Source organism: Oerskovia sp. PE-21s, from assembly GCF_056158145.1.
This window is the reverse complement of the sequence record NZ_JBUXJM010000009.1, coordinates 108,745-122,939: the sequence shown is the minus strand read 5'-3', so window position 1 is coordinate 122,939 and position 14,195 is coordinate 108,745. Positions and strand designations below refer to the sequence as shown.

At 72.0% G+C, this 14,195-nt stretch carries 13 protein-coding genes and 2 tRNA genes; 5 read left to right on the top strand and 10 right to left on the bottom strand.

All coding sequences use genetic code 11. From position 1 onward, the window contains the following. Positions 1-8 precede the first annotated feature (8 nt). Positions 9-347, bottom strand: coding sequence for a primosomal protein (locus tag ACZDYF_RS16725; RefSeq protein WP_475059885.1), 339 nt, complete (start codon positions 345-347; stop codon positions 9-11). Positions 348-458: 111 nt separating this feature from the next. Between ACZDYF_RS16725 and ACZDYF_RS16720 the strand changes: the two genes are divergently transcribed. Next, the gene (locus ACZDYF_RS16720; protein ID WP_191791306.1) at positions 459-689 is read left to right on the top strand and encodes a DUF5703 family protein; all 231 of its coding nucleotides are present in this window, start codon (positions 459-461) and stop codon (positions 687-689) included. A 16-nt stretch (positions 690-705) separates the two neighbouring features. Here the strand turns inward: ACZDYF_RS16720 and ACZDYF_RS16715 are convergent, their stop codons facing one another. The 7 genes from ACZDYF_RS16715 to ACZDYF_RS16685 form a co-directional block, all read right to left on the bottom strand. Further along, the gene (locus ACZDYF_RS16715) at positions 706-2,052 is read right to left on the bottom strand and encodes a M20/M25/M40 family metallo-hydrolase (RefSeq protein WP_475059882.1); all 1,347 of its coding nucleotides are present in this window, start codon (positions 2,050-2,052) and stop codon (positions 706-708) included. 93 nt (positions 2,053-2,145) lie between these two features. Beyond that, a complete protein-coding gene (locus tag ACZDYF_RS16710) occupies positions 2,146-3,870 on the bottom strand; it encodes a multicopper oxidase family protein (protein ID WP_475059878.1) in 1,725 nt (574 codons plus the stop codon). A 217-nt stretch (positions 3,871-4,087) separates the two neighbouring features. Beyond that, positions 4,088-6,175, bottom strand: a complete 2,088-nt coding sequence (locus ACZDYF_RS16705; RefSeq protein ID WP_475059875.1) for a M3 family metallopeptidase — start codon at positions 6,173-6,175, stop codon at positions 4,088-4,090. Positions 6,176-6,229: 54 nt separating this feature from the next. After that, positions 6,230-6,853, bottom strand: coding sequence for a GNAT family N-acetyltransferase (locus ACZDYF_RS16700; RefSeq protein ID WP_475059870.1), 624 nt, complete (start codon positions 6,851-6,853; stop codon positions 6,230-6,232). A 59-nt stretch (positions 6,854-6,912) separates the two neighbouring features. Next, positions 6,913-8,028 (bottom strand): alanine dehydrogenase, encoded by a 1,116-nt coding sequence (gene ald / locus ACZDYF_RS16695; protein WP_475059865.1) that lies wholly within the window; start codon positions 8,026-8,028, stop codon positions 6,913-6,915. Between the two features lie 172 nt (positions 8,029-8,200). Beyond that, positions 8,201-9,400 carry an RtcB family protein gene (locus tag ACZDYF_RS16690; RefSeq protein WP_475059862.1) on the bottom strand — a complete coding sequence of 400 codons (1,200 nt, stop codon included), beginning with the start codon at positions 9,398-9,400 and terminating at the stop codon, positions 8,201-8,203. A gap of 137 nt (positions 9,401-9,537) precedes the next feature. Beyond that, a complete protein-coding gene (locus tag ACZDYF_RS16685) occupies positions 9,538-10,761 on the bottom strand; it encodes an AI-2E family transporter (protein ID WP_475060020.1) in 1,224 nt (407 codons plus the stop codon). 277 nt (positions 10,762-11,038) lie between these two features. On the opposite strand from ACZDYF_RS16685, the gene ACZDYF_RS16680 reads away from it, so the two are divergent. From ACZDYF_RS16680 to ACZDYF_RS16665, 4 genes are all read left to right on the top strand, one after another. Beyond that, positions 11,039-11,123 (top strand) — tRNA-Leu (locus ACZDYF_RS16680). A 92-nt stretch (positions 11,124-11,215) separates the two neighbouring features. After that, a tRNA-Leu gene (locus tag ACZDYF_RS16675) sits at positions 11,216-11,300 on the top strand. Between the two features lie 165 nt (positions 11,301-11,465). After that, complete coding sequence (locus ACZDYF_RS16670) at positions 11,466-12,227, top strand: class E sortase (protein ID WP_204808750.1); 762 nt, start codon at positions 11,466-11,468, stop codon at positions 12,225-12,227. Next, the gene (locus ACZDYF_RS16665) at positions 12,227-12,385 is read left to right on the top strand and encodes a hypothetical protein (RefSeq protein ID WP_475059857.1); all 159 of its coding nucleotides are present in this window, start codon (positions 12,227-12,229) and stop codon (positions 12,383-12,385) included. The genes ACZDYF_RS16670 and ACZDYF_RS16665 overlap by 1 nt, the downstream gene beginning before the upstream one ends. Here ACZDYF_RS16665 and ACZDYF_RS16660 read toward each other — a convergent pair. Together ACZDYF_RS16660 and ACZDYF_RS16655 are read right to left on the bottom strand one after the other, a co-directional pair. Continuing rightward, a complete protein-coding gene (locus tag ACZDYF_RS16660) occupies positions 12,382-13,854 on the bottom strand; it encodes an LssY C-terminal domain-containing protein (RefSeq protein WP_475059855.1) in 1,473 nt (490 codons plus the stop codon). The genes ACZDYF_RS16665 and ACZDYF_RS16660 overlap by 4 nt on opposite strands. A 49-nt stretch (positions 13,855-13,903) precedes the next feature. Next, the gene (locus ACZDYF_RS16655) at positions 13,904-14,152 is read right to left on the bottom strand and encodes a hypothetical protein (RefSeq protein ID WP_400274997.1); all 249 of its coding nucleotides are present in this window, start codon (positions 14,150-14,152) and stop codon (positions 13,904-13,906) included. Positions 14,153-14,195 lie beyond the last annotated feature (43 nt).

Here is a 14,195-nt window from a genome sequence, read left to right as displayed (position 1 = left end):
GGGGCCGGTCAGCGGCTGGCGCCGTCGTGGAGGTCGACCTCGTCGAACTCCTCGTCGAGCCGGTGGTCGTCCGGGTCCCCGTCCCTCTCGTCGTCCGAGTCCTCGTCGTCCTCGTCGTCGTTCGAGTCGTCGTCGTCCTCGTCGTCGTCCTCCGCGAGGTAGAACGGCGTGGCCTCGCCGTGGACCTGCGCGAGCGACTCGTCGTACACCTCGTACGCGTCCGCGAGCACGTAGTAGGCGTCGTCGACCGCGGGATCGTCCTCGCCTCGGCGCGCGGCGACAGCGTTGTAGTGGGCCTCGAGGGCCGCGATGAATCGGTCGAGCGCGGCGCGCGGGTCAGCGGTCATACCCTGACGGTAGCCCTGCCCGAGGCACAATGGCACTCGGAATCCCGGCGCGGGAGAGTGAGGTACGGCTCACGGCTCCCCCGCTCACGACCGACCCGAGGACGGTGGAACATGGCGAGCACTCCTCCCCCGCAGCGCGTGGCCCGCGCCGAGCCCAGCAGCCAGTACGAGTACCGGGTGCTCACGATCGACAGGTCCGTGAGCCGCCACGACGCCGTCCGCCTCCTGACGGAGGAGGCCGAGTACGGACGATGGGAGCTCGACCGCACCCGGCTCTACGTGGGCGGCGAGCGCCGCGTGTGGCTGCGCCGCAAGATCATCCGGGTGCGCTCGACGCTCTGACGCGTCGAGCGCCAGGTCAGCAGGTCCGCAGGAGCCGGTCCAGGACGCGCACGCCGAACTTCAGGGACTCGACGGGGACGCGCTCGTCGACGCCGTGGAACATCCCGGAGAAGTCCAGGTCCGCGGGAAGCTGGAGCGGGGCGAAGCCGTAGCCCGTGATGCCCAGGCGCGCGAGCGACTTGTTGTCGGTGCCACCGGAGAGCGTGTACGGCAGGACCGTCGCGCCGGGGTCCTCGGCGTGCAGGGACGCGATCATGGCGTCCACCAGGTCGCCCTCGAAGGGCACCTCGAGCGAGATGTCGCGGTGGATGGGCTCGATGCGCACGTGCTCGCCCACGAGGCCCTCGATGACCGCGAAGCCCTCGTCCTCGTGGCCCGGCAGCAGGCGCGCGTCGATCGCGGCCTCGGCCCGGCCGGGGATCACGTTGGCCTTGTAGCCCGCGTCGAGCTGGGTCGGGTTGGACGTGTGGCGCACGGTCGCGCCGACGAACCGCGAGGCGGGACCGAGGGCCGCGACGAGCGCGTCGATGCTCGCCTCGTCGCGGGGGTCGTACGGCAGGTCCGTGAGCTCGGCGACGCCGCGCAGCAGCGCGTCGACGGTCGGGGTGATCGTGTAGGGCCACTGGTAGGCGCCGATGCGCGCGACCGCGGCCGCGAGGTGCGTCACGGCGTTGTCGGTGTTGACCTGCGAGCCGTGCCCGGCACGGCCGTCGGCGACGAGCTTCAGCCAGGCGATGCCCTTCTCCGCGGTCTGGAGGAGGTAGGCACGCTTGCCGTCGATGTCGACCGAGAAGCCGCCGACCTCGCTGATGGCCTCGGTCGCACCCTCGAAGATCTCGGGGCGGTGGTCGACGGCCCAGCTCGCGCCGTACGTGCCGCCGGCCTCCTCGTCGGCGAAGAACGCGACGACGACGTCACGGGCGGGCTTGCGTCCCTCGCGGACCATCTGGCGCACGACCGCGAGGATCATCGCGTCCATGTCCTTCATGTCGACCGCGCCGCGCCCCCACAGGAGCCCGTCCTTCTCCTCGCCCGCGAACGGGTCGACCGACCAGTCGGAGGCTTGGGCGGGCACGACGTCGAGGTGCCCGTGCAGGACGAGCGCGGGCCGTGTGGGGTCCTGCCCCGCCAGGCGCACGACGACGCTCGCGCGCCCCGGCGCGGACTCGAACAGCTCGGGGCTCAGCCCGACCTCGTGGAGCGAGGCCATGACGTACTCCGCGGCGGCGCGCTCACCGGGCCCCGACCCGTCCCCGAAGTTGGAGGTGTCGATGCGCAGCAGCTCCTGGCAGATGCGGGCGACCTCCTGCTCGGCGGTCGGGTGGGTCTGCGGCGGGTTCGCGGGGTGGGCGTGGCTCGTCATGGCCACACGGTACCCGCTGTCGCGGCACGCTCCGGGGCATTCCCGGGGTGTCTCGCCCCGCGGGCACCCGCCCGACCGGGCTGTGGTCGGACCTCAACCGTGGTCGCGGGTGGAGTGGCCCACGCTCCCCTGGGCCGGGAGCCGCGGACCGCTCCCGCCCCGCGGCGCTGCGTCCGTGTGCCCGTCCTCGTGCCCGACGTCGTCGCTCGCCCCGGGCAGCAGGTCGCCCGGGGCGGGGCGTCCCGCCGTACCCGCGACTGCCGAGGGGTCGACGACCACGAACTGCCCCATCATCCCCTGGTCCTCGTGGCGGAGCAGGTGGCAGTGGAACATGTAGGGGCTGTCGGCGTCGGGGGTCGCGCCGAACGTGACCAGGAGCCGGGTGACCTTGCCCGGGCGGACGTAGACGGTGTCCTGCCAGCCCTGGAGCTCGAGGGGCGGAGGGGCTCCCGAGACGTCGAGCACCTGGAACTGCGCGTCGTGGACGTGGAAGTTGTGCGGGGTGTCGTCGAGTCCCGTGACCTCCCAGACCTCGGTCGCGCCGGCGTCGACGACCTCGTCGATGCGGCGAAGGTCCATGTCCTGGTCGTTGATCGAGGTTCCCGAGAGCTCGAAGCGGCGCGTGACGGTCGAGGCGTCCTCGTCCGCGACGGGCAGGACCCCCAGCACGGCCGGCACGGGGGCCGACGGTGCCAGCTCGGCTGCGGCCCGCAGCTCGAGGACGTCGAGCGTGTCGTCGCCGCCCGAGAACCGCGCGGTGAACGGGTTCACGCCGAGCGTCTGCGGGAAGCTGCGCAGCACGGCCCGCTCTCCCGGCGAGACCTCGACCACGACCTCGGCGCGGTCCCCCGGGGAGAGCTGGAGACGGTCGCTCGTGACGGGGGCGTCGAGGAGACCCCCGTCCGAGCCGACGACCTGGAAGTCGCGACCGTCGTCGAACCCGAAGTCGTAGACCCGCGCGTTCGACCCGTTGAGGATCCGCAGCCGGATCCGCTCGGTCGTGACGTCGAGGAAGGGGTTCGCGGTGCCGTTCACCAGGACGACCGCACCGCGCACCCCCGTGCTCGACAGGAACGGGTCGGCGTCGTCGAGCCGGCCGTCGGCGTGGAACTTCTTGTCCTGCACGACCAGCGGGACGTCGTCGACGCCGTACTCGTGCGGCAGGGCGTCCTGGACCGCGGCCTCGGGCGACCCCGCGGGCTCGTCGAGCAGGAAGAGCCCGGCCAGACCGCGGTACACGTGGTCGGCGGTTCGTCCGTGCAGGTGCGGGTGGTACCAGAGCGTCGCGGCGGGCTGGTCGATAGTCCAGGTCGGGGACCACGTCTGCCCCGGTTCGACCTGCTGGTGCGGGCCGCCGTCCATGACCGCGGGCAGCTTCATGCCGTGCCAGTGCAGCGTGCTGGTCTCGGCCATCGAGTTCGTGACGTCGATCCGGACCTGCTCGCCGCGCGCCGCGCGCACCGTCGGGCCCAGGAACGAGCCGTTGACGCCGAGGGTCGGGGTGGGACCGCCCTGGCCCAGGTCCGTCTCGCCCTCTTGCAGGTCGAGCGTGAAGACCCGGACCCCGTCCTCTACGGTCGAGGTCGCGAGCGGCGGGATCGCGAGGGGCCGTGTGAACTCGACCTCGCCGGCCGTCGAGGTCGCACCGCGCGAGAAGGCCACGGCGACGCCGCCGGCGATCCCACCGGCGACGAGGGCGACGAGCACCCCCACGACGACCACCCAGCGGCGCCGACGGCGGGGCACAGGCCCGACGGGACCGTCCGCCTCGGCGGTGGTCGCAGAGGCGACGGCGTCGTCGTCGGGGGTGGCGGTCATGTCGGTGCGATGCTCCCAAGGTGGCTGTGGTGCCGCGGTGAGCGGGTCGCTGTCGTGCGGACGCCCGGTGCGGCTCACCCCAGGCTAGGCAGGGCCGGCCGTCGGGCACATCGGGGGTGTCCCCCACCTGGCCCCTGAACCGACCCTGGCGCGGACGGCCGAGCGCCGAGGTCGACCGGGGGCCACCTCGGCGCTCGGGAGCGCGATGGAGCGGGGACTACGCGTCGAGCCCGCGACGCGTCAGGAGCGGCGCGATCTCCGGGTCGCGGCCACGCAGGTCCGCGAACGCGACCATGGGGTCGACCGAGCCGCCGCGTGCGAGCAGCTTCTTGCGGAACGCGTCGCCGTTGGCCCGGTTCAGGCCACCGTTCTCCTCGAACCAGGTCACGGTGTCGGCGTCGAGGACCTCGGACCAGATGTAGGAGTAGTAGCCGGCCGAGTAGCCACCTCCGAACACGTGGTTGAAGTACGTCGTGCGGTAGCGGGGCGGCACGGGAGCGAAGGCGACCCCGGCCGCGTCGAGCGCCGCGGCCTCGAACGGCAGGACCTCGTCGACGGTCGTGGGGACCTGCTCGGGGGCGAGCTGGTGCCAGGCCTGGTCGAGCAGCGCGGCCGCGAGGTACTCGGTCGTCCCGAAGCCCTCGTTGAACAGGCGCGAGGCGAGCATGGTCTCCACCCACGCGGCAGGCATGGGCTCGCCCGTGACGTGGTGGACCGCGTAGGACGTGAGGATCGTGGGCTCCCAGGCCCACATCTCGTTGACCTGCGAGGGGTACTCCACGAAGTCGCGAGGCACCTCGGTGCCCGACTGCGACGGGTAGCGCACGTCCGAGAACAGGCCGTGCAGCGCGTGGCCGAACTCGTGGAAGAGCGTGATGACCTCGTCCCACACGAGCAGCGTCGGCTCGCCCGCCGGGGGCTTGACGATGTTGAGGTTGTTCACGACGACGGGCGGCTGGTCGAGCAGGTGGTTCTGGTCGACGAGGTTGTTCATCCACGCTCCGCCCCGCTTGGACTCGCGCGTGTAGAAGTCGGCGAGGAACAGCCCGAGGCCTTGGTCGCGCTCTCCGACCGGGCCGTCGAAGACCTCGAACACGCGGACGTCGGGGTGGTAGCCCACGAGGTCGGTGCGCTCGGCGAACGAGATGCCGTAGAGCAGGTTCGCGGCCTTGAACACGCCGTCGGTCACGACCCGGTCGAGCTCGAGGTAGGGACGCAGCGCGGCGTCGTCGAGCGAGTAGCGCTCCTTGCGGACCTGCTCGGCGAGGTACGCCCAGTCCGAGGCGCGCAGCTCGGCGTCGTCGCCGGCCTCGCGGGCGAGCGCGACCTCGAGGTCCCCGGCCTCACGGCGGGCGTTCGCGACCGCGGCAGGCGCGAGGCGCGAGAGCATCGCGTTGACGGCGTCGGTCGTCTTGGCCGTCGCGTCCTCGGCGATGTACGACGCGTGGTGGTCGTACCCGAGGAGCCGCGCGTGCTCGGCGCGCAGGCGCGCGAGGTCGAGCACGATCTGGCGCGTGTCGTTGTCGTCGGCCGTGGCACCACGCGTCATGGACGCCTGCTGGACGCGCTCGCGGGTCTCGCGGCGAGCGAGCGATGCGATGACGCCCTGCTGCGTAGGCAGCTGCATCTCCAGGAGGTACTTGCCCTCGTGACCGCGCGTCGCGGCCGCGGCGGCCGCGGCCGCGATCGCGTCCTCGGGCAGGCCCTCGAGCTCGGCGGCGTCGTCGACCAGGACGCTCGCGGCGTTGGCGCCCGCGAGCAGCTTGCGACCGAACGCGGCCTCGAGCGAGGTCAGCTTCCCGTTGAGCTCGCGCAGGCGGTCCTGGTCGGCGGCGTCGAGCTCGATGCCCGAGCGGCGGAAGTCGACCAGCAGCGTGTGCAGGAGCCAGGCCGTGTCCGCCTCGAGCGTGAGCTCACCGGCGTCGACGGCGTCCTGGAGGGCGCGGACGCGCCCGTAGAGACGTGCGTCCATGTAGATCGCGTCGTGGTGCGCCGACAGCTCGGGCGCGACGGTCTCCTCGATGTCCTCGAGTCCCGGCGTCGAGTCGGCGCTCGCGACGTTGTAGAAGACCGTGACCGCGCGGGTCAGGAGCTGGCCCGCGGACTCGAGGGCCTCGAGCGTGTTGGCGACCGTGGGCGCCTCGGGGTTGGTGACGATCTCCTCGACCTCCGCGCGCTCGGCCTCCATGCCGGCGCGGAGGGCGGGGAGGTAGTGCTCCTCGCGGATCGTCGTGAAGTCGGGGAGCTGGTACGGGAGGGTGGACACCGCGGCGAACGGGTTGGCCGGGTCGAGGGTGCTCGTCATGCGTCCTATCTTCACCCGGCGGGCGCCCGGCTCACGACATCATTCCCGGCGAGGTCAGCGTGCCCGCGTCTGGCCCACGTGGTCCCCTGCCTCGGCGGACGGCCACGGCTCGACCGGTTCGCGCGGGTCGCCGGCGAGCAACGTCCCGATCCACGCGTCCCGACGTGCGCCCCGCTGGATGCCGAAGCCCCGCACCGTGCCCTCGACCCGGAAACCGAGCCGCCACGCGACGCGGCGCGAGGCCCAGTTGCCGGTGTACGCGGTCCAGACGATGCGCGAGAGCCCCAGGCCCTCGGGGTCGAACGCCCAGTCGACCACGAGGCGGGCGGCCTCCGACATGAGTCCCTCGCCCCGCGCCTCGGGCGCGAGCCAGTACCCGATCTCGGCCGATCGTTCGCGCGTGGGCGCGGGGTCCAGGGTGATCCCGACCATGCCCAGGACGGGAGCGTCCGGGGCGTCCGGGCGGCGGATCGCCCACGTGCTCCCCCGCCCCGTGCGCCATGCCTCGGGCACGATCTCCTCGATGAAGGACGCTGCGTCGGCGCGCGTGTACGGGCTGGGCACGGTGGTCCACGCGGCGATCTCCGCTCCCTGGCAGAGCTCGGTGATGCGGTCGACGTCCGTCGCGGTGGGCATGGCGAGGTGGACGCGTTCGTTGGCGAGGACGAAAGGTTCCATCCGGACAGCATGCCACCACGCCATGGGGGCCGACAGGGCATTTCGGGAAGCGACCGGCGCTAGTCCCCCAGGACGTCCTCGGCGCGCGTCCAGGACAGGCCGAGCGCGGCACCCACCTGCTCGTTGACCAGGGTCCTGGACACGGTCGTCAGCCCGTTGCGCAACAGCGGGACGCTGCGCAGCGCGCTCGTCCCGCCGTCCGCGAGCTGCGCGAGGTAGGGCAGGGTCGCGCTCGTCAGGGCGTGCGTGCTCGTCACGGGCACCGCTCCGGGCATGTTCGCGACGCAGTAGAACGTCGAGCCGTGCACCCGGAAGGTGGGCTCGTCGTGCGTGGTGGGGCGGGTGTCCTCGAAACACCCGCCCTGGTCGACGGCGATGTCGACGAGGACCGACCCGGGCTTCATGCGGGACACGAGGTCGTTCGTGACGAGGCGCGGCGCCCTGGCCCCCGCGACGAGCACCGCACCGATCACCAGGTCGGCTGTGAGCACCTCCTGCTCGATCGCGTACGCGCTCGACGCGACGGTCCGCACGTGGCCCGCGAACTCCTGGTCGAGCGCGCGCAGCACGGGCAGCGACAGGTCGAGGATCGTGACCTCGGCGCGCATCCCGACGGCGATCTCGGCCGCGTGCCGGCCGGCGGTCCCGCCACCGAGGATCACGACGCGTCCCGGCCTGCTGCCGGGGACGCCGCCGAGCAGCACGCCCGACCCGCCCGCGGGTCGCATGAGGTGGTAGGCCCCGACCTGGGTCGCCATGCGCCCGGCCACCTCGCTCATGGGCGCGAGGAGCGGGAGGGAACCGTCGGGCGCCTGGGCGGTCTCGTAGGCGACCGCGGTGGTCCCGGCGTCGAGCAGCGCGGCCGTGCCGAGGGGATCGGCGGCCAGGTGGAGGTAGGCGAACAGCAGCAGGTCGTCGCGCAGCAACGGGTACTCGCTCGGCACGGGTTCCTTGACCTTGCAGACGAGCTCGGCGCGCCCCCAGACCTCCTCGGGCGTGCCCAGGACCTGCGCGCCCGCGAACGTGAAGTCCTCGTCGGAGATGGCCGAGCCTGTCCCGGCCCCCGCCTGGACCAGGACCTCGTGCCCCGCCGCGACCAGGTGATGGGCGCCCGCGGGGGTCAGCGCGACGCGGAACTCGTTGTTCTTGACCTCGGCAGGTATCCCGATCTTCATGCCGTCAGCGTGTCGCGTGCACACCGATCGCGCGCGTCGAGCGCCCGGAAGCGCACCACCCGTCGGATGGTGCGCTCCGCCGTCGGGCCAGGTCCCGGTGCCGAGAACGGTTGAGGCCGTTTCCGACCCGGAGACGACCTCAACCCCGTTCTCGGCACCCCAGGGCGACAGGTCAGTCGCCCTTGACGTTGACGATCTGCCGCAGCGTGTGGCGGACCTCGACGAGGTCCGCCGCGTCCTGCATGACCCGGTCGATCGACTTGTAGGCGGCCGGGATCTCGTCGATGAACGCGTCGGTGTCGCGGTACTCGATCCCGGCCATGGCCTCGCGGAGCTGGTCGTGCGTGAACGTCTTGCGCGCCTTGCTCCGCGAGTACTCGCGCCCCGCCCCGTGCGGCGCGGAGTCGAGCGCGAGCGGGTGCCCCTTGCCCACGACGACGTACGACGCGGTGCCCATGGACCCCGGGATGAGCCCCGGGTCACCCTCGCGGGCACGGATCGCGCCCTTGCGCGAGACCCACACGTCCTTCGAGAAGTGGTGCTCGCGCTCGGTGAAGTTGTGGTGGCAGTTGATGCGCTCGGCCTCGGTGACCGGGGCGAGCCCCGACCAGGCGTCGAACGCGGCCACGACGCGGTCCATCATCTCCTCGCGGTTGAGCAGCGCGAAGTGCTGGGCCCACCGCAGCTCGCGGATGTACGCCCAGAACTCGTCGGTGCCCTCGACGAGGTATGCGAGGTCCTTGTCCGGCAGGTCGATCCAGTACCGGGTCATGAGCTCGCGCGCGACCGCGATGTGGTGCTGCGCGATCTTGTTGCCCACGCCGCGCGACCCCGAGTGCAGGAAGAACCAGACCCGGTCCTCCTCGTCGAGGCTGACCTCGATGAAGTGGTTCCCGGACCCCAGCGAACCGAGCTGCAGGCGCCAGTTCCCGGCGTACCGCGCGGGGTCGAACCCGGCCGTGTCCGCGAGCGCCTCGAGCTCGGCGACGCGAGCCGTCGCCGTGTCGGTCAGGCGCTGGTTGTAGGAGCCAGCGCTCGTCGGCACGGCCTTCTCGATCGCGAGCCGCAGGTCGCGCAGCGCGGGCCCCGCGACGTCGGCGGCCGTGTACTGGGTCCGGACGGCGACCATGCCGCAACCGATGTCGACGCCGACAGCGGCGGGGATGATCGAGCGCAGCGTGGGGATCACGGAGCCGACGGTCGCGCCGAGGCCCAGGTGGGCGTCCGGCATGAGGGCGAGGTGCGGGTGGACGAAGGGCATGGTCGACGTGCGCTCGGCCTGCTCGCGGGCGCCGTCGTCGAGGATCGAGGCCCAGCTCCACAGGGTCGGGGTCAGGCGGGTCGCCGCGTTCTTCGTGGTGTTCGTGCTCACGGCGAGAACTGTGGCAGGCCGCCGGCCGGAGCGGCGAGCGATTTGCGCCGCTCGTCCTGGTGCTGTCGCGCGGGCGCCGGCCACGGGAGGCGAGCGGCGTCGTCGGGCCGTCCTCCTGCCCGACGACGACGCCCGCCTCAGGCGTCGGCCGTCGCCTCCTTGTCGCTCCCCTTGCCGTTCGAGCCGTTCGAGCCGTTCGAGGAGCGTTCCTTGCCGGAGAGCGCGATCTCCTTGGCCGTGGGGATCTCCTTCTCCATGGGCGGGTCCTTGCGGCGCAGCCTGCTGAACACGGCCCACGCGACCGCGACGAGCGGCACGGACACCACGGCCCCGAGGATGCCCGCGATGAACGTCCCGGACGTGACCGCGAGCGCGACCACCACGGGGTGCAGCGAGACCTGCTTGCCCATCACCAGGGGCTGCAGGATGTGTCCCTCGAACTGGCCGATGAGGGCGATGAAGATGCCGACCAGCGCCGCGTTGACGATGCCGTTCGCCGCCAGCGCGACGACCATCGCGATGACCATCGCGGCGGGGGCGCCGATGAGCGGGATGAACGCACCGATGAACACCAGGACCGCGAGCGGCGCCGCGAGCGGCACCCCGAGGACGACCAGGACGATCGCCGCGAGGATCCCGTCGGCGAGGGCGATGATGACGGTGCCGCGGGCGTACCCGGAGAACGTGTACCAGCCCGCTCCCCCGGCGAACGTCCAGGTCTCCCGGGACCGGGCCGGGAGCTGGTTGAGGAACCAGGTCCACATGTCCTTGCCGCGGGCCAGGAAGAAGACCGTGCAGAAGATCGCGAGGGCGAGGACCGCGAACGCCTCGAAGACCGAGCCCGCGCTCGCCGCGGCCTGGCTCGCGATGTCGCCGCCGTGCTCGGTGATCCACGTGCGGGCGTTCTCGATCCAGGTCTCGATGTCCTGCGGGGTGATCGTCACGGGCAGCGGCCCGTTCTCCAGGAAGTCGAAGATCTTCTCGATGCCGGTGTTGAACTGCCCCGCGAGGCTCTCCCACTGGCCCGCGACCGACGTGACGACGTACGTCAGCAGCCCGCCGAGCACCAGGAAGGCCGACAGGAGCGCGAGGCCCGTCGCGAGCCCCCGAGGCATGATCTTGGCGTACCAGTCGGTCACGGGATTGAGGACCGAGGTGATGACGAGGGCCAGGAAGACCGCGATGAAGACGATCTGCACCTGGGACGTCGCGAAGAAGACCAGGCCGACCGCCGCCACCAGCAGCAGGATCCGCCACGACCAGCCCGCGCTCGTCCGCAACCAGGCCGGCACCGAGTCGTCGACGCCCACGACCGACGGGTTGCGGCGCGCGCCCGCGACCTTCTTGGCCGCAGGGCTCAGCCCGGCCAGGTGCTTGACGGACGCCGCCGGGCGGTCGGCCCCGCTCCCTGAGCTCGGCGCCGCGGCGCCGTCCGGTCCTGCGTCCTTGTCCTCAGCCACGAGCACCCCATCCGCTGTCGGTCCGACGGTGAAACCGCCCCTGACCTGCACCGACCGGTGCGACGGGTCCAGGGACGCTCCCCAGTCTGCCCCACGGGCCGGATGCACGCTCGGTGCCTGAAACGTGTTATGTTTTTCCCCGCAAGGCCCCCGGCGGGAACGCCGGGACATGACACCTGTCCGGGTGGCGGAATGGCAGACGCGCTAGCTTGAGGTGCTAGTGCCCTTTATCGGGCGTGGGGGTTCAAGTCCCCCTCCGGACACTCGTTGAGACAGCGAACCGCGAAGCGGACCAGGGAAACCAGGTCCGCTTCGTTGTGCGAGACCCGGTGGCGACACCGGCAGCAGGACACCCGTCCGGGTGGCGGAATGGCAGACGCGCTAGCTTGAGGTGCTAGTGCCCTTTATCGGGCGTGGGGGTTCAAGTCCCCCTCCGGACACTCGTTGAGACAGCGAACCGCGAAGCGGACCAGGGAGACCTGGTCCGCTTCGTTGTTGCTGCCCCGACTCCCCCTCCCGCGCGCGCCTCCGGGAGCGGCCCGACCGACTAGGCTGTGGAGTCGATCCGACAGGGTCGCCGTGGCTCGATCGGGAGAAGAGGGTTCGTGAGGCACACCAGCCATCGCACGCGCGGCCGCTCGGGTGGTGGCGCCGTCTCCACGACGTTCGGCGTGCTGGGCGAGCTGCTGATCACGCTCGGCATCGTCGTCGGCCTGTTCGTGGTGTGGCAGCTGTGGTGGACCACGGTCCAGTCGAGCCAGGCGGCGTCGACCATCATGACTGAGTTCCAGGAGACGCTTCCGCCGGCTCCGGAGGTCGCCGCCGAGCTGCGCACCGACGCCCCGCCGGTCCCCGAGGCGGTCGCCGAGGGCGAGACGATCGGCGCGCTCATCGTCCCCACCTGGTACGGCAAGACCGACAACACCATGCCGATCGTCCAGGGCACCACGACCGCGCTGCTGAACAAGGCCGTCGCGGGGCACTACGTGCAGACCCAGCAGGTCGGTGAGGTCGGCAACTTCGCGCTCGCCGGGCACCGACGCACGTACGGCAACTCGTTCCGGTTCGTCAACGAGCTCGTCGAGGGTGACCAGGTCATCGTCGAGACCGCGACGACCTGGTACGTGTACGAGGTCACGAGCCACGAGATCGTCCTGCCGAGCCAGGTCGAGGTCCTCGCCCCCGTGCCCAACCAGCCGGGCGTCGAGCCGACCGAGCGGATCCTGACCCTCACGACGTGCCACTCCCCCACGCTCGGGGAGTTCGGCAACTCCCACCGGTGGATCACCTACGCGACGTTCGTCGGCTGGATGGACCGCGCCGACGGTATGCCCGAGCAAGTCCTCAACGACCCGGGGGTGCAGTGATGTACGGGTGGATCTTCCGGCACCTGCCGGGCAACCGCTTCTGGCAGGTGCTGCAGTCGCTCGTCCTGGTGGCGGCGGTCGTGGCCGTCCTGTTCACCTGGGTCTTCCCGTGGGTCGCCGACACGTTCAACATCAACGGCGACCCGAACTTCGGCTAGCCGCGCCCTCCGGCACGGCGCCGCTCACGCCGGAGCCGGCGCTCGGCACGTGCGTCCCGCGCGTACGCCGCGGCGTCCCGGCTCGAGAGCGTGAGCAGCATCAGGATGTCGAGCGCCACGGTGAGCAGCGTGGTGCTCAGCGTGATCTGGTTCCCGGACACGGCCCACCCCACGAACGACGACGTCGTGCTGATCGCGGCGAGCACCATGACGAGGTCCCGCGCCCAGTTGCGGCCGCTGAAGACGCGCCAGGCCAGGAAGAGCTGGAACAGCGCGACGAGCGAGAGCAGCACCACCACCAGGACCAGCAGCGGGCCGGACGCCTCGTCGATGTCGGCCTGGGTCACGCTGCCGCCCAGGAAGAGCGAGCGCAGCGTCTGGTCCCAGTGCAGCGCGAGGTTCGCGAGCCAGACCAGGTCGGCCACGACCCCCAGCACGACGAGCAGCGCACCGACCGTGGTGGCCGCGGGTCGGCGCGCCGGGCGCTCGGTGGGGGCGTTCGCACCGTCGGGTCCCGCTGCGGACGTCGCCGGGACCGCGACGCCCCGGACGTCCGCGACGGGGAGGTCGCCGTCGGTGCGGATCGCGTCGCCGCCGCCGTTGCGTGCGTGGTACCCGGTCGAGAAGTCCTCGATGACCTCGACCTCGACGCCGACGTCGGCCCCGAGCAGCGTCGCCACGACGTGGTCGCGCTCCTCGTCGGTGTCGGCCTCGATCTTGTGCGTCACCTGGAGCGTGAACAGGGAGAAGCCCACCGACCGGTCGTACGTCCCGGCCGCGAGCCAGTCGACGCGACGTCCGCCCGGGAGCGGCCAGCCCGGCGGGCAGCGCCAGAACCTGATGTGGTGGCGGCGCGACGGGTTCCCCTCGACCTCCTGCTGGAACGCGAAGTCCTGCTGGCGCCCGAACAGGAACAGGGGACTCACGGGCGCCTGGTCGTAACTGCGCCGGCCGAGCGTGGCCGCGACGATGCGTCCGCCCGAGGCGAGCGTGACGTCGTCGGCGAGCGTCCACCCTGCGGCCTCCATCGCGGCCCGGACCTGCGCCTCCTCCCCCAGCAGCGCGAGGTTGACCGGGTCGCCCAGCAACCCGTTGGCGGTGCGGGTGCGGCCGATGAAGTACTCGGGCACGTAGAGCGTCGTGAGGATCCGGTGCAGCCGCGGCAGGGCGAGGTAGGCGATGACGAGCCACACGGCGACGACGTAGAGGATCGCGAACCAGCCGAGGTGGATCGACTCGCTCAGCACGAGCCACGCGAGCCACACGGAGGCGAGGCCCGCGAAGACGAAGAAGAACCCGTCGCCCAGCTCGACGAGCCGGTGCCGCAGGCCGCGAGGGCCAGGCGGACCGGTCCGACCGAGGGCTACGTCGGCGGGCTCGACAGCGACGGCCTCGGCGGGAGGGCTCGCGGGCGCGCGGGCGCGCGCAGCGGCGCTGCGGGCGGCGTCGGGCGCGCTCTCGCGGGTCACGCTCCCACCCTAGGTCGCCCGGCGGATTCGGGCCGGGCGGAGCGAGGCGTCAGACCGAGCAGTCGCACACCGGGTTGAACTCGACGACCTGGTCGCCGAGCTCGGGGTGCGCCCAAGCCTGGGCCTCGGCGAGCGAGGCGAAGCGACGCCCCGCGAGGCGACCGTTGGCGAACAGGACGCCGGCCTCGATCTGGTCGCGCACGTCGTCGGGGTCCGTGCCCGAGGCGCCCGAGGCACCCGAGGTGCTCGTCACGCTCGTGGTGCCCGTGCCGTTCGTCCCTGCCGTCACCGTGCTCATGGGGCTTCCCTTCCGGTCGGTGGTCCTTCGTCCAGTATCGCGC